This window comes from Bacillus multifaciens (genome assembly GCF_030756675.1).
GTDB classification, from domain to species: Bacteria; Bacillota; Bacilli; order Bacillales; family Bacillaceae_G; genus Bacillus_A; species Bacillus_A multifaciens.
The window spans coordinates 1-26,744 of record NZ_JAVBXD010000051.1 but is presented as its reverse complement, the minus strand read 5'-3'; the positions used below and the strand labels follow the sequence as shown (position 1 = coordinate 26,744).

Genomic DNA, 26,744 nt, shown 5'->3' with positions numbered 1-26,744 from the left:
AGGGCCTCTTCCTGCCACATGCGATGTTTTAAAACAAAGGGAAAAAGCGAGTACAGGTGGTGTTGCAGTCTGCATAACAGCAACTTATATGTCGAAAAATTAAAATTGATTTATATATATCATTTACTACGAATCCAACAAATAAATATATATCGTCTATTTTTTGTCTTAAAAATAGTAACTCTTCACTATCAATCTAACAAGAAAAAATAAGAAAATAATTATGAAGGACACGATATTTATTTGTTCTCCGAAAGAATTTATCCCAAAATATTTAAAATTCATAAAGAAAAACGCTATTCTTCCGGAGGAAAAATAGCGTTTTTTATTTAAATAGAATAAAAAGTAAATTATAATTTATTTCGTCTCCCAGCTAAACTTCTGTTACTTAATCGTTCCCATCCCACCAATTTTCACACTGACGTTAACATTCACATCCCCCTTTGCCAATGCCTTAGGCCATTCATTTTGGACTTTTTTCCACTCTGGATATGTATAAGTTCTTGCATATGTACCAAGTCCAATGGGATCGATTTCGGCGGTTTGTATTTTCTTTATTAAGTCCTTGAAATCAGCTTCCAGCTTAGTTTCAATTGCCTTTTGTAATTTTGCTGCGTCCTTTCTTGCATTGAACGAAAAAAGCCGTTCTGTAATGCCAATCCCCATCTTTATATCTATATTAAATATAAATTTATTATCATATCTTACCTTTGTCTTTACTTTAATACTATAGGCAGTAAAGCTTATCCAATCTTTATTACGGTCATCCGATTTTGGCTTCAGTGCAAGTGTAAATAGAAACTCACCTTTATTTTCGTGCTGTAAAATGCGTAATAATCTGTTTTCATCCGGTGTTAGCGTTAATTTATATCTGCTTTTTTGGTCCAATAGGGCTGTTCCTGTCACCCATACTCTATTCTTTTTTTTCATCTCGCTAATACTCGCCGTTATCCCTTTGTCTTTCGTTTGTTCATGCAATTTTTGAAGAGTTGTTTTTACCGTAACATTTCTTAAATAGGCGGTATCAATTAATTTTGCTAAGTATAAAGGGAGCCGAGGCTTATCTTTAGGATTATAAAAGATTACGTCCGAAACAGGTCCATCGACGGCAACAATTCGTGGAGTAACCGTATTTTTAGGATCACGGTAAAATGGATCAAGGTAATCTTCCCAGTTTTTTCGTCTCAGCAGCCGTTTCCCAACTAAGAAGACTTGCGTTTTGCTTCCCGATGTTAGCGCAATAACCGTAGCGTCGAATTTCTCTCTAGACTTTCGAACCGTAACAGATTTCACACCAGTATTTTCTTCTTTCATCTTTGCTTCTTTATTAAACACAGGACTTGACACGTATATCAATAAATTATCATTACGATCTAAATCAAGACCAAGTATAAGAGTAAGGGCAACATCTTCAACATTCGTTTGATCAAAGCATCCAGTCATCGTAAACGTCAATAACAAAATACAACATAATACCTTCCTTTTCAATGTATCCCCCTCCGGTTATGTTTCTCATATACCCAGCTGTACATCCATAAAATCACAGGTGATATATACGTCAATCCTAATCCAGCATTTGATATTGCCTGTTGCCAAACCTCAGATTGATTCCAAGTAGGGTGGGTCAAAAATATGAAACCGATAATACACAATAATAGAACAATGAGGTGAGAGCTATGATCTTCTTTTCCAAGTAATTGACTAGAACAAAATACAGCGCAGTATATACAAGGAATCCAGGCTGTAGAAACAACCATTAAGTAAAAAGCCAATAATACCATGTCAAAACGTTCTAAAAAACGAAATTCAATTACTTTAAGTAAGTTTAGTACTGGTTGGTTAAATTCTGTAATGCTATCAGGACTGAAATAGGAAAAGCAAACAAGAGTAGTAAACAGATAAAATAACATCGTCAAAGTATTTGCAATCACAATTCCATGGACTGCGTACTGCTTCTTTTGTAAAAAAGGATACAAAAAGAATGCAATATCAAACCCTAAAAAAGTAAAAATAGTAGTCGGCACAGCCGTTAATATTGGTTTCCATCCCTCTTTCAGTAATGGAAAGAACGGCAGCCAACCCGAACTATCTCTTAGCGGTATCAAAAAAAACAGCGGTATCCAAAGCATCATATAAAAAGTGAGTTCGCAGTATCGTCCTATAATACGAATGCCGTTGCGTGCAACAAAAAAAGTAGGAATGGAGAACAAAAATATAACGATATAATCAGGCGTTTTCGGGAGAAGCCATCCTTTAAGATAAAGCATAGCATTTACAAGAATGATACAGGAATAACAAGCAAAATAGATCATGTAAATGACAGCTAGTGCTTTCCCAACTATTTTTCCAAAAAATCGTATAAGAATGTCATAAAGCGTGTCCTCTGGATATCTTGCAGATGTTTTAACGATAAAAATACCAGATATTGTGGAGAATACCCAGCCGATCAGGATAGCAATCCATCCATCTGTCCCAGCTTTCTCCGCAAGTACTCGCGGAAGCGATAAAATCCCTGTTCCCACCTGCATTCCATTAATTAAAAAAATATACTGCATTAGAGTAATGTCATTATAGGCATACTTTTTCATAGTTTCACCTTTTATTGTGATTTTTTCCTTGTCGAACAGATTGTATAGCACCCGTACCCCTAGGACGATTTCTCATTGTCCATAAAGGGAAGCGAATAAAAGCATCCTTCATATCTGCAAAGCGAAACGGTGCTAACGGAGTACCATAAGGAGTTCCTAGCGATTCAAGACTGATGAGATGCGCAACTAATGTCATCCATCCAATAACAATTCCAACAACCCCAAACAAAGCAGCTGATAACATCATAGGGAAGCGTAACAGCCTGACCGCCGCTCCCATATCATAATTAGGAATTATAAAAGAAGCGATGGCCGTAACAGCAACAACAATAATCATAATGTTGCTGACAATTCCCGCTTGAACGGCAGCCTGTCCAATGATAATCCCGCCTACAATTCCGACTGTCTGACCGATTGGAGTAGGCAAACGCAAGGCTCCTTCCCTCATCATTTCCAATGTCATTTCCATAAGCAGTGCTTCCATAACTGGGGAAAAAGGGACGCGCGTTCTTGATTCTGCAATAGATAAAAAAAGTTCTACAGGAATGACTTCAAAATTAAAGGAAATAAACGCAACATAACTCGCCGGCAAAAATAAAGCAATCATAAAAGCAATAAAACGAAGTATCCGAATGAACGAAGCGACTAGCCAACGTGTCCCGTAATCATCGACTCCTTGAAAAAAGGAGATAAAATTTGTTGGAGCAATTAATACATTGGGAGAATAATCCACTACAGCTACAAATCTTCCCTGAAGAATGTGAGATACAGCCACATCGGGCCTTTCCGTTAACATAAATTGCGGAAACGGTGAGTACGGATTATCTTCAATGAATTCGATAAGTTCACCGCTACTAGCAATCGCGTCGACCGTAACACCTTGAATCCGTGTTTCCAATTCTTTCAGCACATCTCCAGAGGCTACATCGTTCAAATATAAAATAGAAATTCTCGTTTTACTTCGCATACCAATTATTATTTCTTTTACCATGAATTCGCGGTGAGGTATGTATCTTCGAATCATTGCAATATTTTGGCTTCCAGTTTCCACAAATGATTGATGCGCACCTTTTAAAGATATTTCATTATGCGTATCTTCAATATTTCTTTGCGGCCACCCTTTCGTATCTAATTGATGCGCTATCGTCTGACCATGAATCAATAAAACACTATCTCCTCCCAAAATAGCATTTTCAATTCGGCTCCACGTATTAATCATTTCAATATGTCCTAATGGAATGGGAAGTTCCTTATTTGCATCATAGACGCTATCCATTAATGGCGTTAAAACATGTTTTTGAATCGATAGTTTATCTGTTAATCCAGACAAATACACTAAAGCTGCTTCTATCCCATCTCCTGTCATTGAAAAACGACGAATCACTAAATCAGGGGCTTGCCGAAAAATCACCTGAAGCTCAGCTATGTTTTTAGATAAATCAGCGTCTAAGAGGGAGTCCTCTATATTTTTTTCCTGAAAATGATTATTGTCGCGTTTGGAAAACGACTTAGGATTGCCTCTACTTTTTAGGCGTTTTAGAAATTTAACCATGAACTCCCTCACTTTCTACGTGCCTTCTATATTATTGTTTAGTATGTATTTCCTAAGGGAAAATATTCTAATGACCATTTTGACTCACTGTTCACAAACTAATTGTCCTCTTAACGAAAAAGGCACCTCATTTTGCTAATGAGGTACCTTTTTGGTATATCAAATATTGTCGAGCGGTCTTTATGTTGTGTCGAATCGCCGATATATTTTAAAAATCGCCGATAAATGATGCACTTGCGCCGATATATCGTGAAAAACGCCGATATATTTCTCCTGCGCTACTTTCCGCTGTATACTTTCGGACATTCGTCTCCAGTCGGTTCGTAAAAACAATGATTTTTGTATTGTCCTGCATGAGGTTGATCCCACCACGTAGGAGGACAATTGCCAACTGGACGGAAGAACCAAAGAGAATATACACCTGGCCATATACGAGCATAATTCAAACATTTTCTCGCCATTTCTTTGTCGCTCTCTCTTGCCCTTTGATAAAAATACCCTTTCGTCGTTGCTTCAAATCCACCTGGCTGCTGATACACCATTTGCGAAATATTTGTAATTTGCTTAAAGTCTAAACAATCACACATGACACGATTCACCCCAACCGTTCCTACTGCCATCATGCCTTGTTGTCCTTCTCCTTCTGCTTCTGCACGCATAAGACGAGCAAGTAAATCGACATCACTTTCTGTGTAAGCAATTCTCGTCACTTTTATCCCTCCGTTCTCCCTATAACTATATGCAGAAATAATTATTTGTTTTAAAGAGACAGGTTCTAAATAACAAAAAACCCGAATAGCGACTTGTTAACTTGTCAACTACTCGGGTTACCATTAATAAATAATCTAATTATTTAACTCTTCGACGGAACAATAATATTCCGCCTAAAGCAAACAACATCATACCACCTGCTACTGAAATCATCCAGGCTGGTGTTCCTCCTGTTTCAGGAAGTAATCTCGGCGTCTTATTACCTTCTTTTATAGACGGCGCTTCTGGATTCTTACCTTTTGTGCTTGTATTTGTGTTTGTACCTGGTTTTTCACTTGTACCTGCATCTGTACCTGGCTTTTCACTTGTACCTGCATCTGTACCTGGCTTTTCACTTGTACCTGCATCTGTGCCTGGCTTTTCACTTGTACCTGCATCTGTACCTGGCTTTTCACTTGTACCTGCATCTGTACCTGGCTTTTCACTTGTACCTGCATCTGTACTTGGCTTTTCACTTGTACCTGCATCTGTACTTGGCTTTTCATTTGTACCTGCATCTGTACCTGGCTTTTCACTTGTACCTGCATCTGTACCTGGCTTTTCATTTGTACCTGCATCTGTACCTGGCTTTTCACTTGTACCTGCATCTGTACTTGGCTTTTCACTTGTACCTGCATCTGTACCTGGCTTTTCACTTGTACCTGCATCTGTACCTGGCTTTTCACTTGTACCTGCATCTGTACCTGGTTTTTCACTTGTACCTGCATCTGTACCTGGCTTCTCACTTGTACCTGCATCTGTACCTGGCTTCTCACTTGTACCTGCATCTGTACCTGGCTTTTCACTTGTACCTGCATCTGTACTTGGCTTTTCACTTGTACCTGCATCTGTACTTGGCTTTTCACTTGTACCTGCATCTGTACCTGGCTTCTCACTTGTACCTGCATCTGTACCTGGCTTCTCACTTGTACCTGCATCTGTACCTGGCTTTTCACTTGTACCTGCATCTGTACCTGGCTTTTCACTTGTACTTGCATCTGTACCTGGCTTCTCACTTGTACCTGCATCTGTACCTGGCTTCTCACTTGTACCTGCATCTGTACCTGGCTTCTCACTTGTACCTGCATCTGTACCTGGTTCCAGTTGTGGAATCTTTGTATTTGTAATGTCATAACCAGTTACTTTAGATTCATATCCGTTTACTGGTTGTTCCTTCACTTCATACTTATATACTTTGCCGTCAACGTCATATGCTGCTAAATCTGTAAATGCATATTTCCAGCTAGTTGCTTCGCTTACTTCTTTTGTTGCGATTACTTTACCGTTTTGCAGTAGATCCACTTTGATTGTGCTTGGACGATCTTTCGCATTGTTATCTTTCCAAGTCTTTGTTCCTTCTACTGTTACTTTGCCTACTTTTGTATTTGTGATGTCATAACCATTCACTTCGGATTTGTATCCGGCTACCGGTTCTTCTTTCACTTCATATTTGTATGCTTTGCCTTCTGCATCGTACGCTTCTAGATTGTCAAACGTGTACTTCCAATTCGTTGCCGCTGTTACTTCTTTCGTTTGAATTACAGTAGCATTTTGTAATAAGTCTACTTTGATTGTACTTGGACGATCTGTTGCGTTGTTGTCATTCCAAGTTTTTGTTCCTTCTACTTTTGTCTTGCCTACTTTTGTATTTGTAATATCATAACCGTTTACTTCAGATTTGTATCCGGCTACTGGTTCTTCTTTCACTTCATATTTGTATGCTTTGCCTTCTGCATCGTACGCTTCTAGATTGTCAAACGTGTACTTCCAGCTGTTTGTTTCTGTTACTTCTTTCGTGTCAATCTTTTCACCATTTCGGAATAACTCTACTTGGATTGAGCCCGGACGATCTGTTACGTCGTTATCCTTCCAGGTTTTTGTTCCTTCTACTGTTGTCTTGTCTACTTTTGTATTTGTAATGTCATAGCCATTTACTTTGGATTCATATCCTGGTACTGATTGTTCTTTCACTGTATACGTGTAGGCTTTTCCATTTTCGTCATAAGCTGGTAAATCTACAAACGTGTACTTCCAGTTGTTTGTTTCTGTTACTTCTTTCGTGTCAATTACCGTGCCGTTTTGTAGTAAATTGACTTTGATTGCACTTGGACGACTTGATGCATTGTTATCCTTCCAAGTTTTTGTTCCTTCTACTTTTGTCTTGCCTACTTTTGTATTTGTGATGTCATAACCATTCACTTCGGATTGATATCCATCTACTGGTTGTTCTTTCACTTCATACTTATATTCTTTACCGTCTGTATCGTAGACTGCTAAATTTTTAAATTCATATTTCCAGCCTGTTGCTTCACTTACTTCTTTCGTATCAATCTTTTGGCCATTTTGGAATAAATCTACTTTAATTATTGCCGGACGATTTTGATTATCGTCTTTCCACGTCTTCATTCCTGTAACGGATGTAGTTTTCACTTTATTCGAAATCGGTAGTTTAATTCCATTTACAGCATCTGATTTTACTTCAAACGTTACTTTTGCTTGTGGGTCAAAATCAATATAGTTTGGAGCCGAAACTTCTTGCACATAATATTTACCTGGTATTAAATCTTTGATTTCGATGATACCTTTTTCATCTGTTGTATATTGACCTCCAACTTGTTCGCCTGACTCTTTATACAACTTAAATGAAACATTCGGTATTACTTTTTCTTCAGCGCCTTCAAGATGCTTAAAAATTCTTAACGTTCCTTTAGGAGGTAAATCACCTTGAGCACCACCACCAGATGCTATATTTGCGACTTTAGCACTCCCCGACTCAGAAACTGGTTGTTTGTATAGAATTTGATAATCAATCTTATAATCATTTTTAAAAGATTCTTGACTCTTTCCGCTTGCCGTTATCGTACTTGTATATGAAACGTTAAAAGACCTAGCACTTCCCATACTCCAGTTAATCACAATTGTAAATGAACGACCGTCGTCATTAAACTGAACATATCCATAACGTTGATCTTCAAATTGTTTAATAGTTAACTCCTCTCGGTCATTAACTATTATTCGAAAACCATCTTTATTAAGTGTTTGACCTTCCTGCAAACTATCAGACACAACAATATCTCTACCTAAATATTCTTTCTTTGTGTTTATTCTCAAGAACCAACGTACTTTATTAGGGTCACTTGCTTGAATATCACCAGTTTTTCCAGCAAATGGGGTAGATCCTGTACTACCACCGCTCGAATTTTTAATCGTGACAGTTTGCTTATCTAAAGTTGTACCTAGATTTGTTTCAACATTTGTTGTTTGTCCTACACTATTAGCTACAACTGTAAAATAAAAATGTCCTTTGATATTGTGAAGTTTCTCCACTATGTCATTAAATGTACATACCACCTTACCTGCAGTTACGTCACAAGTACCAAAATTATTACCTTGCTCATCATTTAATGGAATCGTTGCATTAAATCCTGTTAACTCTCGCGGCAATGTTAATGTTAACGTGTCTCCAGACTTCATATTATTTCCAGATTTATCACTGAAAGTTACACTTATTTTAGCCTTGTCTCCATAGTTTAGTGTTGTTTTATCAAATGTAAAACTATCTACAAATCCTGTTGTACTTAATTCTTGTGCACTTGCTATTATAGGCAGCAAACTCTGCCCTATCGTAAACATAAAAATCATTATAATTGAAAAAATCGAAGTTACTCTTTTTAAAGCTAAACCCATGTCATCCTCCTATAAAATATATTCGGATGGCTTTCGGTACAATTACACTATGACAACAACTTAATAGTTGCTTTTTCTCTTTTTCGACTGTTATAAGCTTAGAAACTTAAAAATCGACTTCTCTATACGTTTCATCCACTATTTAAGAGTCATTAACGTTACTAAAATACTAAATCCTATTATTAAGATATTGACATAATAAGTGGATGATGATAGCATAAAAACTGTAAATTTATATTCTTTCATCCACTACTTAAGAGTCATTAATGTTACTAAAATAGTAATAAATCTATTTATTATATTGATATAATAAATGAACGATAATAATATAAAAACTGTGAAATTTATATTCTTCATCATTTCTGCCGAATTATGAACACTTAAGTTGTACCATATATACCATCTCGCTTTGAGCATAAATGTTTGGCTAATCATGTTTTCAATTAAACTCTATTGGTATATCCAAATTTGATAACACATCAAATTTTTCTTCACCAAACCCTTTTAACTCCCTCCTTAAAGGTTATCTCATGCTCTTACATAAAACTTTACAGATGTTTTGACAATAAAAATAGATTTCTTAACTTTTGTAACCAGTTTTGTAATTTAATAAATCATAATTTGTTCCAAAATCAACTTAATAACAAATTCATAGGTTCTCTTATGTCATATCCCCCCTATTTAATGCTTGACACTCTCTATCTGCACCGAAAAATTACAAATCACAAGCAATTTTATTTGCTCATGTACATCGTTTCAATCATTTGTTAGGTTCACAATTAAGTAATCTTGTTGTTCTTAAGTAAATGACCGCTAACGTTCAACAGCTTGTTGGAAACCGTTTCATCTCTCAACTTTTTCATAGCTATGTTACCTATAAGTTTCATAGTTGAATCCCGATATACCGAACTTCCAACATAAAAATTTGATTCATAATTGATTGTAGATTGTTGTTAGTTATGTGTAGTACCTCTTCTCTAAATAAAAAACCCGAATAGCGACTTTTTAACTTGTCTACTACTCGGGTACAGATAATCTAATTATTTAACTCTTTGACGAAGGAATAAGATTCCACCTAAAACGAACAATACCATACCACCAATCATTGAAATCATCTCTGCCGGTGTCCCTCCTGTTTTAGGGAGTAATACTGTCGTCTTGTTATTATCTTTAGTGGACGGTGCTTTTGGATTCTCGCTATTCGTGTTTGTACCTGTGTTTACACCTGCACCTTTGTTAGGATTTTCACCTTTATCTGTCCATTCCTTAATCTTTGTATTCGTAATATCATAACCGTTTACTTCTGATTGATATCCGTCTACTGGTTGTTCTTTTACTTCATATTTATATGTTTTGCCGTCAACATCATATGCTGCTAAATCTGTAAACGTATATTTCCAACCGCTTGCTTCTGTTACTTCTTTCGTTGCAATTACTTTGCCGTTTTGTAGTAGGTCTACTTTGATCATTTTCGGACGATCTGTTGCATTATCGTCTTTCCACGTCTTCGTTCCTTCTACTGCTGTTTGGCCTACTTTTGTATTCGTGATGTCATAACCGTTTACTTCTGTTTTGTATCCGTCTACTGGTTGTTCCTTCACTTCATACTTGTATGCTACTCCATTCGTATCATAGGCTTCTAGATTGTCAAACGTGTACTTCCAATTGTTTGTCGCTGTTACTTCTTTCGTATCTACTACTTGTCCATTTTGTAGAAGATCTACTTTGATTGTACTTGGACGATCTGTTGCATTGTTATCCTTCCAAGTCTTCGTTCCTTCTACTACCGTTTGGCCTACTTTTGTATTTGTGATGTCATAACCTTTTACCTTGGATTTGTATCCTGTTACTGGTTGTTCTTTCACCTCATACTTATATGCTACTCCGTTCGCATCGTACGCTGCTAAGTCTGTAAACGCATATTTCCAACTAGCTGCTTCGCTTACTTCTTTCGTTGCGATTACTTTGCCATTTTGCAGAAGGTCTACTTTAATCGTTGTCGGACGATCTGTCGCATTGTCGTCTTTCCACGTTTTTGTTCCTTCTACTTTCGTTTGACCAACTTTTGTGTTTGTAATGTCATAACCGTTTACTTCTGTTTTGTATCCTGCTACTGGTTGTTCTTTCACTTCGTACTTATAAGCAACACCATTTGCATCGTACGCTTGGAGATTATCAAATGTGTACTTCCAATTTGTTGCTACTGTTACTTCTTTTGTATCAACTACTTGTCCGTTTTGTAGTAGGTCGACTTTGATTGTGCTTGGACGATCTGTCGCATTATTATCCTTCCAAGTCTTCGTTCCTTCGACCGTTACTTTTCCTACTTTTGTATTTGTGATGTTATAGCCGTTTACTTCTGATTTGTATCCTGGTACTGGTTGTTCTTTTACTTCATACTTGTATGCTACTCCATTCGCATCGTATGCTTGGAGATTATCAAACGTATATTTCCAATTATTTGTCGCTGTTACTTCTTTCATGTCAACGACTTGACCATTTTGTAGAAGGTCTACTTTAATCGTGCTTGGACGATTTGTTGCATTATCATCGTTCCAAGTCTTTGTTCCTTCTACTTTTGTTTGACCTACTTTTGTATTCGTAATGTCATAACCGTTTACTTCTGTTTTGTATCCCGCTACTGGTTGTTCTTTCACTTCATACTTGTATGCTACTCCGTTCGCATCGTATGCTTGGAGATTATCAAACATGTACTTCCAATTGTTTGTCGCTGTTACTTCTTTCGTGTCAACGACTTGACCGTTTTGTAGAAGGTCTACTTTGATCATTGCTGGACGATCTGTCGCATTGTTGTCTTTCCACGTTTTTGTTCCTTCTACCTTTGTTTGACCAACTTTTGTATTTGTAATGTCATAACCGTTTACTTCTGTTTTGTATCCTGATACCGGCTGTTCTTTCACTTCGTACTTGTACGCTACTCCGTTTGCATCGTACGCTTGGAGATTTTCGAACGTGTACTTCCAATTTGTCGCTGCTGTTACGTCTTTTGTATCAATTACTTGACCATTTTGTAGTAAGTCTACTTTAACTGTTGCTGGACGATCTGTCGCATTGTTGTCTTTCCAAATTTTTGTTCCTTCTACCTTTGTTTGACCAACTTTTGTATTTGTAATGTCATAACCGTTTACTTCTGTTTTGTATCCTGATACCGCCTGTTCTTTCACTTCGTACTTGTACGCTACTCCGTTTGCATCGTACGCTTGGAGATTATCAAACGTATAGTTCCAATTATTTGTCGCTGCTACTTCTTTCGTGTCAACGACTTGACCGTTTTGTAAAAGGTCTACTTTGATCATTGCTGGACGATCTGTCGCATTGTTGTCTTTCCACGTTTTTGTTCCTTCTACCTTTGTTTGACCAACTTTTGTATTTGTAATGTCATAACCGTTTACTTCGGATTTGTATCCTGCTACTGGTTGTTCTTTCACTTCGTACTTGTACGCTACTCCGTTTGCATCGTACGCTTGGAGATTGTCAAACGTGTACTTCCAGTTATTTGACGCCGTTACGTCTTTTGTATCAATTACTTGACCATTTTGTAGTAAGTCTACTTTAACTGTCGCTGGACGATCTGTCGCATTGTTGTCTTTCCATGTTTTTGTTCCTTCTACCTTTGTTTGACCAACTTTTGTATTTGTAATGTCATAACCATGTATGTCAGATTGGTATCCTGCCACTGGTTGTTCTTTCACTGTATACGTGTAAGCTACTCCGTTCGCATCGTACGCTTGTAGATTGTCAAACGTGTACTTCCAACCATTTGCTGCTGTCACATATTGCGTAAGTAGGAATGTACCATTTTGATATAAATCTACCTGGATTGTTGCCGGACGATCTACTGCATTATTGTCATTCCACGTCTTTGTTCCTGCTACTGTTACTTTCCCTACTTTTGTATTCGTAATGTTATAACCATTTACTTCTGATTTATATCCTGGTACTGGTTGTTCTTTCACTTCATACTTATATGCTACTCCATTCGCATCGTAAGCCTGTAGATTATCAAACGTATAGTTCCAATTGCTTGCTGCTGTTACGTCTTTCGTGTCAATCACTTGAGCGTTTTGCAGTAAGTCCACTTTGATTGTCGCCGGACGATCTGTCGCATTGTTGTCATTCCACGTTTTCGTTCCATCTACTCTCGTTTGGCCCACTTTTGTATTTGTGATGTCATAACCTTTCACCTCAGATTGATATCCTGCCACTGGTTGTTCTTTCACTTCATACTTGTACGCTACTCCATTTGCATCGTACGCTTGTAGATTATCAAATGTGTACTTCCAATTTGTTGTCGCTGTTACGTCTTTCGTATCAACCACTTGACCGTTTTGTAGAAGATCTACTTTGATCGTTGCTGGACGATCTGTCGCATTGTTGTCTTTCCACGTCTTTGTTCCTTCTACTTTCGTTTGACCAACTTTTGTATTCGTGATGTCATAACCTTTTACTTCAGATTGATATCCTGATACTGGTTGTTCTTTCACTTCATACTTGTACGCTACTCCGTTTGCATCGTATGCTTGTAGGTTATCAAATGTGTACTTCCAATTTGTTGCCACTGTTACGTCTTTCGTGTCAACCACTTGACCGTTTTGCAGTAAGTCGACTTTAATTGTTGCTGGACGATCTGCGGTATTGTTATCCTTCCACGTCTTCGTTCCTTCGACCGTTGTTTTCGCATCTTTTATATTCGTAATGTTATAACCATTTACTTCGGATTTATATCCATTTACCGGTTGTTCTCTCACTGTATACGTATAGGCATTCCCGTCATTATCATATGCAGGCATATCCGTAAACGTATAGTTCCAGTTATTTACTGCTGTTACTTCTTGCGTCGTAACGACTTGTCCATTTCGTAGTAATTCTACTTGAATCGAACTTGGACGATCAGTAGCATTGTTATCTTTCCACGTCTTCGTTCCTGAAATCGATGTCGTTTTCACCTTATTCGGAATCATTAACTTTACGCCTTTTGCAGCATTCGCATCAATTGTAAAAGGCACTTTTGCTTGCGGATCAAAATTCAAATAGTCTGGAGCTGAAATTTCTTGTACATAGTAATTTCCTGGATCTAAATTAGGAACCTCGACCTTACCTTGCGCATCCGTTGTATACGTACCGCCAATTTGCTGACCTAACTCAGTATACAGTTTGAATGAAGCATTCGGTATGAATTTTGTTTCATCTCCGTCAATGTGTTTTACAATTCGTAACGTTCCTTTAGGTGGTAAATCACCTTGAGCGCCGCCGCCTGCGTTTATATTTTCAACATCGGAAGTTTCTGAATGAGATATCGGTTGCTCATTTACAATTTGGTAATTAATCGTATAATCATTAGAAAAAACTTTTTGGTTCATTCCACTTGCAGTTATAGCAGTTCTATATCTGAGAGCGAAAGATTGACCACTTACATAATCTTTATAAATTCTAATTTCAAAAGAATTACCGTTAAAACTAATCGTTCCATAACCCTTATCTATAAACTGTTGATATGTTAAATTTTCATTTCCCAAAATAAAACTATCTGGCAGTAATGTTTGACCTGATTGTAATGTATCAGACAAAACAATGTCAGCACTTAGCTGTTGCTTGTCAAGGTTTATAGGTATCTCCCACTTCACTTCAGTTGGGGCATCCGGGTCAATTCTACCTGTTTTATAGGAAAATGGATATGTACCCCCACCCCCATCAGTTGGACCCTTAATTGTTACTCTTTGTGTTTGTAAATCTGTCCCTAGATTTGTATCAACTGTTAGTGTTTGATTCATCCCTACATTACTAGTTGCTTGGACTTGAAAATAAAAATACCCTCTAATATTTTGAAGTTTCTCAACTACATCAGTAAATGTACAGACAACATTCGTTTTCGTTATTTCACAAGTACCAAATTTAGTTCCTGCATCATTATTTAAATCAATCGTTCTAGCATAACCCTGTAACTCTGGAGGTAACGCTAATGTTAGAGTGTCTCCAGCCTTCATTTTATTTCCAGATTTATCACTAAAATTAACTTTTATTCCCGTACGTTCTCCGTAAGTTAGATCCGTTTTGTCAAACGTAAAACTATCCACAAAGCCCGATGTATTTAATTCTTGTGCTTTCACTATGATAGGCATCAAACTCTGGCCTATCGTAAACATAAAGATCATGACAATTGAAAAAATAGAAGTTATTTTTTTCAAATAATGGTAATAGGTAAACTTTTGAAGTGATCTCCAGCTTTTCCCCCACCCCACACCGTGCGTGCGACTTTCACCGCACACGGCGTTCCATCTGATCAACAGATTCGTATCGCAAGCGGAGTTATCGCTATCTTTATGTAAGTAAGGGGATTATAACTCACCTGTTCATCAGACTTGGGGCCTTCCCTCCACTCCTTATTATCAGAGTTTCATTGGTACTACACCCCTGCTGCCATCCCTATTCATAACTCTTTCACAGCTTAGCCATGCCGTTCCCCAAGTTATTACTAAATCGTTAGGGACTTCTGACGTTCCGAAACTGTTAGGTATATAACTATACGTAGGTCCTGCCTTTGTCCCGATTACCACTTCAATAAGAAGTTAAAGCAACCCATTAGCTTTATCCATCACAAACTGTATGATATTTGTTTTGGAGGTAATAAATTGACACCCATTTCTAGGAACGGATTTACGAGACGTACATTCAGCAGTTCGTCATTGAGTGTTCAAATCCTAACCATATATAGCTCCCTGTCCGCATCACTTTCACAGTATGTTTAACCTTTCCTCAGCTTCACCTGTTAGGGCTACTCGATGCGACTTTACCCCGCTTCACACGCAGTCGTTACCAATTACGCATGGGGGAGTATTAACAGCCATCTAGTCGCGAGATTTGTTTGGGTATCCCGCCGTGGTCTCACAGTTTCAGTTGTTACTAACAATCGTTAGTCCAGACAATCCTTCGAGAGTAAACTCGATTTCTGCCTAACGCCACACACCATACTCTTTATCCGCCTCCTAACGAATAATAGTAAGATGGCTTTTCGTACAAATTCACGACTTGATAGTTGCGAGTATGTTGTCTCTTTTCGTCGTTATAAACTTAGAAATTAAATTTATATATATATCTAATTGGTTTCTATAAATCCAACCACTAAATCTAAGAATCTAAATATTGACATACCTCACGAACGATGATAATATACTAATTAGCTAAATTATGTTTTATTATCATTTCTATCAAATCATGTAAATTGAAATTGCACCGTATTACCATCTCGTGCTGAGCATAAATACCTAGTTAATAATGCTTTCAATTCAACGTCATTGATTTGTTAATACTATATAAATCCAATTTTGAAATACGGCATAAATGATTTTCTCTATGTGAGATTAATCAAAAGTAACAAGCTCAGCCATGCCTAAATTTTAATAAGGATTTATTTTTTTTTATGATTCATAACATCAATATGTTCAATTCCAACTGCATATTTTAACACTTCGAAACTTTTTACTCCCTCCCTTAAAATGCTCTTTTATGCTCTTGTCTAAAATTTTACACTCTTTTGATAATAAAAATAGTTTTTGTAATTTTTGTAACTATTTTTGTAACTTTAAAAAGCGGATAGTTGTTCCAAAATCAGTTACATATATCCATTTCGTTTTTTAACCTTGCATGTGATAAGAGAAGGCCCTAGTTGTTTCTATGCAGGGCCAGATGTTTCTTGTATCAAGGTAGTCCCTACTTTACAGGTTCTCCCACATATGCCGAAATATCAACATTTAATGCCTCTGCTAAACGCATACCATATTCTCGATCAGCACGGAAAAAGTTACAAATTGCAAGTAATTTTACTTGTTCATTTACACCTTTTAAATCATTTGCCAAGTTCGCAATTAAATTATCTTGTTCTTCTTGAGAGAATGAACGGTAACGTTCACCTGCTTGCCCAAAATCGTTTGGTTTCTCAATTTTTTCACGAGATACATAACCTTCTAGTTTCATAGTTGAATCTCGGTATGCTGGATCTTCACTTGGATTTTCCACATGACGACTTGGTTCGTAATTAATCGTAGATGGTTGTTGGTTTACTTGCATGAATCCATCACGCTGTTGATTATGCACAGCTGCATACGGACAGTTTACAGGGATTTGTAAATAATTTGCCCCTAAGCGATAGCGCTGTGTATCCGGATAAGAGAACAAACGTCCTTGTAATAATTTATCCTCAGATGGCTCAATACCAGGCACAGTTGCACTTGGTGAAAATGCCGCTTGCTCAACCTCCGCAAAGAAATTTTGCGGGTTGCGATTTAACGTCATTGTCCCTACTTCTGTTAATGGAAAACGATCTTCTGGCCACACTTTTGTTGGATCTAGTGGATCAAACTCTAAGGAATCCATTTCATCTAGTTTCATGACTTGTACATGAAGATCCCATTTTGGATAATCCCCACGCTCAATCGCATCAAATAAATCACGAGTTGCATGGTTGAAATCCTTTCCTTGCATTTGTTCTGCTTCTTTGACATTAAAGTTACGTACACCTTGCTTTGGCTTCCAATGATATTTTACATATACAACCTCGCCATTTTCATTTACCCATTTAAATGTATGAACACCGAATCCTTCCATTTCGCGGTAGTTAGCAGGTGTACCATAATCAGAGAACACCCACGTTAACATATGAGTTGATTCTGGTGTTAGCGTCATGAAATCCCAGTAACGATCTGGCGTTTGAATATTTGTATCAGGCGCTGGTTTTAAAGAATGAACCATATCAGGGAATTTGATTGCATCGCGAATGAAAAATACAGGTAAATGGTTACCAACAAGATCGTAATTTCCTTCTTCTGTATAAAACTTCACCGCAAATCCCCTTGGGTCACGGGCTGTTTCTGGTGAACCTTGCCCATGAATAACAGTTGAGAAGCGAACAAATACAGGTGTTTCTGTTCCTTCTTTCTGTAAGAATGCTGCTCTTGTATGTTCTGTCATACTATTTTTTGTTACGAAAACACCATGAGCACCAGCACCGCGTGCATGCACAACGCGCTCTGGAATACGTTCGCGATCAAAATGAGCTAACTTTTCTACTAGATGATAATCTTCTAATAATACTGGTCCTCGACGACCTGCTGTACGAGAATTTTGATTATCTCCTACAGGAGCACCTTGGTTTGTTGTTAAGCGATTGTATGGGTTCATTTTGGAGCCTCCTATTTATATAATAATTACTTGTTTAAAATGATTATAATGTAATTATTATTAAAAACAGGTCTGCTGTCAATCATTTTTATGAAATTTTAAAAAAATATTTTTGATAAATAATTGATACCCTCTCTGAATCACCTCCATATCTCTACTCAATAATGCTTGTATCGTATAAAACAAAGAAAAAATAGCTAATATACATACACGTCGATCACGCAAAAATAGAGAAAACCTTTAAATAATTAGAATTTTCAGTCTATTGTTCTTAAAAAATAATTTGCTACTTCTTCTTTGTGATTATAAGCTTAACACTAAAAATACAAGACATCAAGACAAAAAATGACAATCTTCTAACTAATTCGACATTATTATACAATCCGACTTAAAATGTTCACATAGAGTGAAATACACTTATAATAACACTTATGATTTTAACAAAAAAACTGTCCCAAAAAAGCCGTTATATAGCGACCTTTTGGGACAGTTTCATATGTATAACTGTATTTTATTTTCATCAATACAACGCAGTTTACTTACCGGTCTTCCTACTTGCTGATATACCATCTCATTTTCTAAAACTCCAATTTCGATTAAAAACATGACATACTTCCGAATAGAAACCCTAGAAATCCCAACTAATTGTGCCATTTCTTCTGTTGTAAATGTTTTTCCATGAAGCAATTGTATCTGTTTCCAAACTAACTGTAATGTTTGTTTCGTTAATCCTTTTGGAAGCACTTTACTTACAGGGGCTTCTTTTTTTTCTTTTTGTAAAATTAATTCATCTAGTTCAGATTGATTAATTTTAGGCTGCGCCTTCATAAATTTAAATTTTTCACGATAAGCAGATAGGGCTTCCTTAAAACGTTCAAATGTAAATGGTTTAATTAAATAATCTACAACTCCATATTGCAGTGCTTTTTTAATACTGACCATGTCATGAACCGCTGAAATCATCATCACATCAATTTCTCTTTCTTTATTGCGAATATTCAATAACAACTCAAACCCAGTATCACCAGGCATAAAAATATCAAGCAATATAAAATCCACATGATTTTCTTCTAATACCTGTAATGCTTCATCTACAGAGTTAGCTATATGAACAAGTTCAAACCCGCCAACTTGTTCTAAATAATGCTTATTTAGCATCGCTACCATTGGGTCATCTTCTACAATTAAAACTTTAATCATCTTCCATCTCTTCCCTACTTTTATATGGTGTTTCAATTGTGATTATTGTTTGCTCCCCTAATACTGAATCAATATGTATATTTCCTTTTATACGTTCTATACTTTCCTTCACAAGATATAGGCCATATCCCCGATTTTCTCCTTTTGTAGAATAGCCTTTGACAAATAGTTTATCTATTTTTTCTTGAGTAATTCCCTTACCTGTATCTGTAACCTTCACAATTAACTTATCATAATATTCAATTGTAACACTCACTTGCTTATATTTGCAATCCGCCACTGCATCCAAGGCATTATCAATTAGGTTTCCTACAATTGTAATGAGCTCATGAATAATTCCCTCATCATCTGGCTGTGGTAAATAAGAATCTTCACTGATCGTTAATTCTATGCCTTTTTCTCTCGCATAGCTAAGTTTCCCAAGTAAAAAGCCGGCAAACACAGGATTTTTTATCTTCCGCATCACATCTCCAATTTCGTATTGATGTTCTGATACCATGCTACTAACATACGTTTCTAATTGTTCATAATGCTTCATATGTGTTAGTCCTAATACAACATGCATCTTGTTCATAAATTCATGAGATTGTGCACGCAAAGCCTCTGCATATAATCGAATACCGGTTAACTGCTCTGCTAATTTTCTTATTTCTGTTTTATCACGAAATGTTGCAATCGCACCAACAATTTCTCCCTTTTCGTATAGCGGAACTCGATTCGAAACAATTGTAATTCCATGCATACTGTGTTCCTCATCGAACTGCGCTATTCCCGTTTGTAATACTTCTTTTATCCTTGAATTTGGCATATACTTTTTAATGTCTTCACCAATAAATTCTTCTCTAAAACCGCTCTTCTCAATTAACCGCCGCGCTTCGTTATTGATTAAAGTAATCTTCGCATCCTTATCAATTGCGACAATGCCTTCTTTAACAGATTGTAACATCGCATTTCGTTCTTCTAAAATTTTAGAAATTTCATTAGGTTCGAGGCCAAATAAAATTTTCTTAATATGTCTAGCTAATAAAACAGCTCCAATTACCCCTACTAAAATCCCAACGCTGACACCGATGTACATAATATATCTGCTCTGTTTGACCATCTCTTCTACATTATCAGCCGAAATTCCGACAGCTACAACCCCTATTTGTTTTTTCGTTTCAGAAAAGATTGGTACAAATACTCGCATAGACCTTCCTAACGTCCCTTTTGCTGTTGAAACATATTCGTTTCCTTTCAAGGCCGTTTCTTCATCGCCCCCAACGAAATGTTGGCCAATTTTCGTTGGATCTGGATGAGATTTTCGTATCCCCTTCATATCCATAACGACAATAAATTGAATATCAGTATTTTTTAAAATCTGGTTCACATTTGTTTGGATTTCAGATTCATCTTCTTTCCCCGATAAAGCATCGATTACGATTGGTGAATTTGCTGTAATATGTGCAATTACTTTTGCTTTTTCTATTTGACTTTCTTCTGTCGTGTGCTCGACATGACGACTAATTAAAATACCTGTTACAAGTAAAGAAAATACGACTACAGCACATACTAGCAATGCAATAGTTCTCTGTAGACTTAAAAACTGCTTTTTCTTCTCCATCCCTCTCATTCCCCCGTGTTTTCTATACTCTGTGCGAAATCTATATTACTGATTCTTTACAATGAAAACAACTTTTTTTCATAGGTAAAATTATATATACTATTTTACTCATTGAGATACAAAGAAAATCTATAAGGGTTTTTAGCAGAATTAAGTTTAAAATCAGGAAGGTTACTATAAAAATTATTGGAATATAAAAAGTGAGATGCCTGTATATATACAAGTTACTAATCCCCTTTCTTTTTAAAAAGGGACACTATGCATATCAGGAACTTATATGTTGAAGTTTTAAAATGGATAATATATATGAGAAGAAACAAAAATTCTCCCCACCTCTTAAAGATGGAGAGAACTTTCAAAAGTAAATAATAGTACCAAACTTAGACATACACAATCTACATCTTTTAGATTCGTAGTATGTCCAAGTTCAATATATTTGTTGTATCAAAGTTTCACTTTATCCCGCATTAACGGGCAGTAAGGCCCCCACCTCAAGATTCAAAGAAAAACGAGGAAGATAGGTGGGGGATAACTGCCCATAAAAGCCCGATTGGTTCAACTAACCTCTTGGGAAGAAAAACGTTTCCCAAAAGGAAGTTTCACTTTATTGTTCGATTGAATAGTCTGGCACTTTTTTAATTTGGGCCACGCCTGATTCAATTGCTGCTTTTGCTACTGCAGCTGCTACACTTGGTACAACTCTTTTATCTAGCGGATTTGGAATTACATAATTTGCATTTCGTTCTTCATCTGTAATGATATTAGCAATTCCATATGCTGCAGCTAATTTCATTTCCTCTGTAACATCTGTAGCACGTACATCTAATGCACCGCGGAATATACCTGGGAATGCCAATACATTGTTTACTTGGTTTGGATAATCAGAACGTCCTGTCCCAACAACAGCTGCCCCGGCCTCTAGTGCCTCTTCTGGGAATATTTCTGGTACTGGATTCGCCATTGCAAATACAATCGGATTTTCATTCATTGTCTTCACGTGTTCTTTTGTTAATACGTTAGGAGCTGATACACCGATAAAAATGTCTGCGCCTTGAATCGCTTCTTTTAATGTTCCACGTACATGTTCGCGATTCGTTACTTTCGCAATCTCGATTTGCGCAGGGTTCATCCATGACTCTCCCTCACACACGATGCCTTCTAAACTTACTAATGTCATATGTTGTGCGCCTGCTTTTAATAACAATTTACCAATTGCAATCCCTGCAGAACCAGCACCATTAATGACAATCTTCACTTCATCCATTGTTTTATCTACTACTTTTAACGCGTTAAGAACTGCCGCTAAAACAACAATTGCTGTTCCGTGCTGATCATCATGGAACACTGGAATATTCGTTTCTTCTTTTAAACGCTTTTCAATTTCAAAACAGCGCGGCGCTGCTATATCTTCTAAATTAATCCCTGCAAATGTAGGCTCTAAATTTTTAACGATGGTTACGATTTCATCTACATCAGTCGTTCCAAGACAAAGCGGGAATGCATCTACATTCGCAAACTTTTTGAATAAAATACTTTTCCCTTCCATAACAGGCATAGCTGCTTTCGGTCCAATATCACCTAAGCCAAGTACTGCCGTTCCATCTGAAACAACCGCAACCATATTACCGCGTGCTGTATAGTCATAAGCTGTTTCTTCATCTGCCGCAATCGCCTTACAAGATTCTGCTACGCCCGGTGTATATGTCAAACTTAAATCATCAGCTGAATTCACTTCTACCTTACTTGTAATTTCAATTTTCCCTACTAATTCTTTATGAAGTAATAACGAACGTTCTTTAATTTGACTTTCTAACATAAAAATAATCTCCTCCTAATTTTACAAGCTAGCTACGTCTTTACATAGCTAGCTTGTTTGATGTTACATTACGAAAACATTTTTAATAAAATCGATGCAGTTACAACCATTGCTGCTCCGCCTAAACGCGTTGAAATTTGTGCAAACGGCATTAATTCCATACGGTTTGAAGCTGATAAAATTGCAACGTCTCCTGTTCCGCCAAGTCCACTATGGCATCCTGTTACAATTGCAGATTCAACTGGGTACATTTTCATGACTTTTCCAATAAGGAAACCAGTCGTGATCATTGTGATTACCACTGACGCACACACCGCAACATATCCAACTGAAAGAACAGCTGCTACATCTTTTAACGGAATGTACAGTAATCCTAAACCAACCATTAATGGCCATGTTAAGCTTGTCGAAATAAATTTGTATAAGTGATATGCACCTTGCTCCATTTTTGCTGGCATTAATTTAAAGTATTTCACAAGTGCTGCTGAGAAGATCATAATGATCGCCCCTGGAATACCGATAAATTTAGAAGCCAATCCACCGAAAATAAAGAACGTACAAGCAATTAATAACCCTGCTCCCATTAATGAGAAGTCAATTGGTTTTTCTGTATTTTGTTCTTTTAATAAATCATCTTGATTACCTGTTTTTACCAACACACCATTACCGCTAAGCTCCGGTTTTTTCTCACCTAGTCGCTTCATGTATCCAGCGCCTACAATCGCAAACATATTTCCGATAACCGCTGCTGGAATAAGCTGAGATACAAATGTTGCTGATGATTGATTTAAAATTTCACTGTAAGCCAAAGAAAGTGGTAAAATTCCTTCTCCGATACCACCGCTCACAATCGGTACAATGATAAAGAAGAACGTTCGCTTCATTTCAAATCCAAATAATGATCCAACTAATAATCCAACTGCAATAGAAGCGAGTGTTCCTACAACTAACGGAATAAACATACGAATAAACCCTTGTACTAACACTTTGCGGTTCATTCCTAAAACACTTCCGACTACTAAACAAGAAATGTATAAATATAAAAAGTTCGATTTTTTCATTAACATATTCACAGCATTCATTGATGCTGGGTTGATCCAGTTAAAGAACACGAGTAATGACGGAATAAATAATGAAAGAATTGCTGGTCCACCAACGTTCTTTAAAATTGGAATTCTCATTCCGATATCGCCTAAGAAAATACCCATAATCATAATAACTGCAAATCCACCAATCATATCCGCTGGCAACTTATTATATACAGATGCTCCGTAAATAACCGCTGCTAGTACAAGATATAAAGGTAATGGTATAACACCAATTTTAATATTCATAATTTTCGAAACGAATGTGTCCTGCTTTGTTTCTACTTCACCTGCAGATGGCATCGTTTCCACTTGCTTTTGAATTCCCATAGAGGCACCCCCTTATGTTATTATTTACAATGTTAAAACGCTTTCAATAGTAATAATAGATTTTGTAACTTTTGTAAGTGATTTTGTAATTAAAAAAACCAGCGGGGCTATTTTTAATCTGACTTTTTCAATCCTATATTTCCCTTGGATTCCTTGATTATTCACACTTTTCCTATGTTATAATTTGAATATTAAGAATTATTTAAAATGTATTGAGGTGAATTTACGAAATGAAATTGTATGAATGGAGTAAGAATGTTCAAGAAATGTGTGAGGACTCAATTCCTTATGATCCCTTTGTTTTTTCTTTGCTAGCTTCCCTATCAGGATTTATCACGTACATGAAAAAATAATGTAGGGGGATACTTCATGCTATGATCAGACGAAAATATATAAAGGCATGCTGGATAACAACAATCTATCCGCATGCCTTTATTTTGTTATACAGTTTTATATTTTTTGTTTTTAATGCTATATACAACATCTAGAAATGCAATAAGAAATAGGATTGCAGAAATACTATGAAACCAAGAAAATTTATGATTAACAAAAAAATCTCTATACAAATCCGTACATCTAAGAAAAAATAAAATTCCAAAACAACATGCAAAAAACTTTAATGATTTTAAACTTTCCATCATCTATTTACCTCTTGTAATTAAAAATTTATCCGAAGTTGGAAATAAGTAATGTAATTAAGTTATGGAGTAAATGAATCCAAAATACAACCCAAAATGCGGACATCGTTACATCAGCTTTTTCATTTTTCTTTTCATACAGCCAATACGCATAGTTATAAAGTAATCCGATTAATACTACTCCAACTATATAAGTAATGCCAAATTGATGAGATAAACCAAATATAATGGATGCAATTACAATAATAAGAATGTCTTTTTCACGAATCCAAGGAAGACAACGCAAAATCCAAAACAAAAATACTTGAAAAACCAACGTTTCAGATAAAGGTGCCCAACATACCGCTAATATGATTTGTAATAAAACAGTTTCTTGTGTGACTGGATTTTTTGAAATTTCTGGTAAGATGAAATCTAGTGGAATTATGATGACAAAAGTTGCAATCGTCATGAGTATGATAAACCACGGTGTTTTTAAATTCCATAAATATCGATTTATTTGTGTTGCCATATGTATACTCTCCTGTTGTCTGAAAAGTCATTTTATTAAAATATTTCTTTTTCAATATAACATATTTCTCCATAATCTTATAAGAAAATATGCAAAATTGCATATTTTCCCACTAAACAATTGATATTCCAATAAAATAAGCAGCTTATGGATACGGTTTCCACAAGCTGCTTATTTATTTTACACCTAACCTTTCTTTCGCTTTCACAGGTATTTCCTTCGTCGTTATTTCTTTATATCTTTCAATTCCATTTGTTTTATCAGGGTATTTGCCACTTACATGCACACGCAGAAATGCCCCTATTCTTAAGTTTTTCGTTGCGAAAAATTTAACCGTTTCTTCATTTCCCTTTTTATCATACGCTTTCATTGTATACCAATACAACGTCTGCTTTTCTCCATCGTTATCTGGCACAGATTCTTCTTTTCCATTCTCTATGATTTGAACATAATATTCTTTTGCTATCCACTTTTTTATATCTATTGCATCATTTTTCTCAGCTACAGCCAGCACTACCATTGAAGATACAGAAAATAATAGCATAAATAAAGTAATCCCAAGTACATGTTTCTTCAAGTGAGTCACACCTCTTCTGTCCATTTACTATGTCTGTTTGTATCATAAAAGTTTTATATATGATTTGTTATCGATTTACATGACAGCAACATTACATTTTTGTAATGTTTTCCTTTTCTCATCGCGCATATTTTTTGTGATAAGATAAAGGTAAATTAAGGAAATAGAAGGAGGGCACCTATGGACAAACCCGTCGTTATTGAAGAATATACACCAAATTGGACATTACAATTTACAGAAGAACAAAAAATCATTAAAGAGATTATGGGCGATGCCGCAATTGCCATTGAACATATCGGAAGTACATCCGTTGCAGGATTAAGCGCAAAACCAATCCTTGATATGATGGTTGGTGTTCGCAATCTTAACGACATAGATGTGTTCATTGAGCCATTGAAAACAATCGAATATGAACATGTATTTCATAAGGAATTTCCAAATAGAAGATTTTTTAGAAAAGGATTATGGAAAGCAGGAACGCATCATTTACATATTTATCAATATGGTAGTAAGGAATGGAATCATAACCTTTTATTTCGCGATTACCTGAGAAGTCACCCCAATGTCCGCCAGCAATATGAGCAATTAAAAAAGGAATTAGCGAATAAACATCTTTTTGATAGAGTTGCATACACCAATGCGAAAGCACCGTTTATCCTAGATATTATCAAAAAAGCGAAAAAGGAGAGATAAATTTGGATTATTTACTTCTAACAGCAGTAATCGTTTTAGGTATATTTTATATTTCCGGTCAGTTGAACAACATTCATTTAAGATTAAAACGAACAGAAGATAAATTAGATCGAATCGCTAAACACATGGAACTCCCTGAGCATACAATTAACGAAGAACTTCGCCTGCTAGTGAAAGATGGAGATAAAATCAAGGCAATCAAAAAAGCACGAGAGGTTTTAGGTTTGTCATTACTGGAAGCTAAAAATTATGTTGATTCATTATAGCACAATGGAACTGACTAAAAAGTTCACTTTTCGGTATGATTCAGGTCAGCGAATCGACTACTCGTATGTCGAATATCGTCGAGTGGTCTTTATATCGTGTCGAAGCGCCGATATATTCTAAAGAGCGGTCGATATATCGTGAAAAGCGCCGATATATTAGATGATGTATAAAAGTATGTGTAAGCATTTTTCTGGACAAAAAAAATAAGACAAAGTACTCTCAGGTTTGTCCAGAACCTATAAATGAGAGGAG

Annotated in this window: 15 protein-coding genes; 2 read left to right on the top strand and 13 right to left on the bottom strand. The window is 36.3% G+C overall.

Annotated elements, in window-relative coordinates; all coding sequences use genetic code 11:
• Positions 1-384: 384 nt before the first annotated feature.
• The 13 genes from Q9306_RS22165 to Q9306_RS22105 all read right to left on the bottom strand — a co-directional run bounded on the left by Q9306_RS22165 (position 385) and on the right by Q9306_RS22105 (position 25,532).
• The gene (locus Q9306_RS22165) at positions 385-1,488 is read right to left on the bottom strand and encodes a Ger(x)C family spore germination protein (RefSeq protein ID WP_306202416.1); all 1,104 of its coding nucleotides are present in this window, start codon (positions 1,486-1,488) and stop codon (positions 385-387) included.
• Positions 1,485-2,588, bottom strand: coding sequence for a GerAB/ArcD/ProY family transporter (locus tag Q9306_RS22160; protein ID WP_306202414.1), 1,104 nt, complete (start codon positions 2,586-2,588; stop codon positions 1,485-1,487). Before Q9306_RS22160 ends, Q9306_RS22165 begins: the two co-directional genes overlap by 4 nt.
• 4 nt (positions 2,589-2,592) lie before the next feature.
• Positions 2,593-4,140 (bottom strand): spore germination protein, encoded by a 1,548-nt coding sequence (locus tag Q9306_RS22155; RefSeq protein ID WP_306202412.1) that lies wholly within the window; start codon positions 4,138-4,140, stop codon positions 2,593-2,595.
• 278 nt (positions 4,141-4,418) lie between these two features.
• Positions 4,419-4,799, bottom strand: a complete 381-nt coding sequence (locus Q9306_RS22150; RefSeq protein ID WP_098918539.1) for a cell wall hydrolase — start codon at positions 4,797-4,799, stop codon at positions 4,419-4,421.
• 190 nt (positions 4,800-4,989) lie between these two features.
• Entirely contained in the window at positions 4,990-8,577 is a 3,588-nt protein-coding gene (locus Q9306_RS22145; RefSeq protein ID WP_306202408.1) for a Cna B-type domain-containing protein, read from the bottom strand.
• 1,040 nt (positions 8,578-9,617) lie between these two features.
• Entirely contained in the window at positions 9,618-14,717 is a 5,100-nt protein-coding gene (locus Q9306_RS22140) for a Cna B-type domain-containing protein (RefSeq protein ID WP_306202406.1), read from the bottom strand.
• 1,588 nt (positions 14,718-16,305) lie between these two features.
• Positions 16,306-17,772 carry a catalase gene (locus Q9306_RS22135; RefSeq protein ID WP_306202404.1) on the bottom strand — a complete coding sequence of 489 codons (1,467 nt, stop codon included), beginning with the start codon at positions 17,770-17,772 and terminating at the stop codon, positions 16,306-16,308.
• 492 nt (positions 17,773-18,264) lie between these two features.
• A complete protein-coding gene (locus Q9306_RS22130; protein ID WP_306202402.1) occupies positions 18,265-18,972 on the bottom strand; it encodes a response regulator in 708 nt (235 codons plus the stop codon).
• The gene (locus Q9306_RS22125; protein ID WP_306202400.1) at positions 18,965-20,575 is read right to left on the bottom strand and encodes a sensor histidine kinase; all 1,611 of its coding nucleotides are present in this window, start codon (positions 20,573-20,575) and stop codon (positions 18,965-18,967) included. Before Q9306_RS22125 ends, Q9306_RS22130 begins: the two co-directional genes overlap by 8 nt.
• Before the next feature lie 604 nt (positions 20,576-21,179).
• Complete coding sequence (locus Q9306_RS22120; RefSeq protein ID WP_306202398.1) at positions 21,180-22,391, bottom strand: NAD(P)-dependent malic enzyme; 1,212 nt, start codon at positions 22,389-22,391, stop codon at positions 21,180-21,182.
• Between the two features lie 68 nt (positions 22,392-22,459).
• A complete protein-coding gene (locus Q9306_RS22115) occupies positions 22,460-23,806 on the bottom strand; it encodes a 2-hydroxycarboxylate transporter family protein (RefSeq protein WP_306202396.1) in 1,347 nt (448 codons plus the stop codon).
• Between the two features lie 666 nt (positions 23,807-24,472).
• Positions 24,473-24,955, bottom strand: a complete 483-nt coding sequence (locus Q9306_RS22110) for a CPBP family glutamic-type intramembrane protease (RefSeq protein WP_306202394.1) — start codon at positions 24,953-24,955, stop codon at positions 24,473-24,475.
• A 175-nt stretch (positions 24,956-25,130) separates the two neighbouring features.
• Positions 25,131-25,532, bottom strand: coding sequence for a YxeA family protein (locus tag Q9306_RS22105; protein WP_306202392.1), 402 nt, complete (start codon positions 25,530-25,532; stop codon positions 25,131-25,133).
• A 180-nt stretch (positions 25,533-25,712) separates the two neighbouring features.
• Here Q9306_RS22105 and Q9306_RS22100 point away from each other — a divergent pair, with 180 nt between their 5' ends.
• On the top strand, positions 25,713-26,225 hold the full coding sequence (locus tag Q9306_RS22100; RefSeq protein ID WP_306202390.1) for a GrpB family protein: 513 nt from the start codon (positions 25,713-25,715) through the stop codon (positions 26,223-26,225).
• Between the two features lie 2 nt (positions 26,226-26,227).
• A complete protein-coding gene (locus Q9306_RS22095) occupies positions 26,228-26,491 on the top strand; it encodes a ribosomal protein L7/L12 (RefSeq protein ID WP_306202388.1) in 264 nt (87 codons plus the stop codon).
• Positions 26,492-26,744 lie beyond the last annotated feature (253 nt).

What these genes read in the sequence shown, in the direction of transcription:
- Q9306_RS22140 (WP_306202406.1), bottom strand. Translation starts at nt 14,717, where the DNA reads ATGCCTATCATAGTGAAAGCACAAGAATTAAATACATCGGGCTTTGTG.
- Q9306_RS22150 (WP_098918539.1), bottom strand. Translation starts at nt 4,799, where the DNA reads ATGCGTGCAGAAGCAGAAGGAGAAGGACAACAAGGCATGATGGCAGTA.
- Q9306_RS22115 (WP_306202396.1), bottom strand. Translation starts at nt 23,806, where the DNA reads ATGGGAATTCAAAAGCAAGTGGAAACGATGCCATCTGCAGGTGAAGTA.
- Q9306_RS22100 (WP_306202390.1), top strand. Translation starts at nt 25,713, where the DNA reads ATGGACAAACCCGTCGTTATTGAAGAATATACACCAAATTGGACATTA.
- Q9306_RS22145 (WP_306202408.1), bottom strand. Translation starts at nt 8,577, where the DNA reads ATGGGTTTAGCTTTAAAAAGAGTAACTTCGATTTTTTCAATTATAATG.
- Q9306_RS22160 (WP_306202414.1), bottom strand. Translation starts at nt 2,588, where the DNA reads ATGAAAAAGTATGCCTATAATGACATTACTCTAATGCAGTATATTTTT.
- Q9306_RS22130 (WP_306202402.1), bottom strand. Translation starts at nt 18,972, where the DNA reads ATGATTAAAGTTTTAATTGTAGAAGATGACCCAATGGTAGCGATGCTA.
- Q9306_RS22135 (WP_306202404.1), bottom strand. Translation starts at nt 17,772, where the DNA reads ATGAACCCATACAATCGCTTAACAACAAACCAAGGTGCTCCTGTAGGA.
- Q9306_RS22125 (WP_306202400.1), bottom strand. Translation starts at nt 20,575, where the DNA reads ATGGAGAAGAAAAAGCAGTTTTTAAGTCTACAGAGAACTATTGCATTG.
- Q9306_RS22120 (WP_306202398.1), bottom strand. Translation starts at nt 22,391, where the DNA reads ATGTTAGAAAGTCAAATTAAAGAACGTTCGTTATTACTTCATAAAGAA.
- Q9306_RS22110 (WP_306202394.1), bottom strand. Translation starts at nt 24,955, where the DNA reads ATGGCAACACAAATAAATCGATATTTATGGAATTTAAAAACACCGTGG.
- Q9306_RS22155 (WP_306202412.1), bottom strand. Translation starts at nt 4,140, where the DNA reads ATGGTTAAATTTCTAAAACGCCTAAAAAGTAGAGGCAATCCTAAGTCG.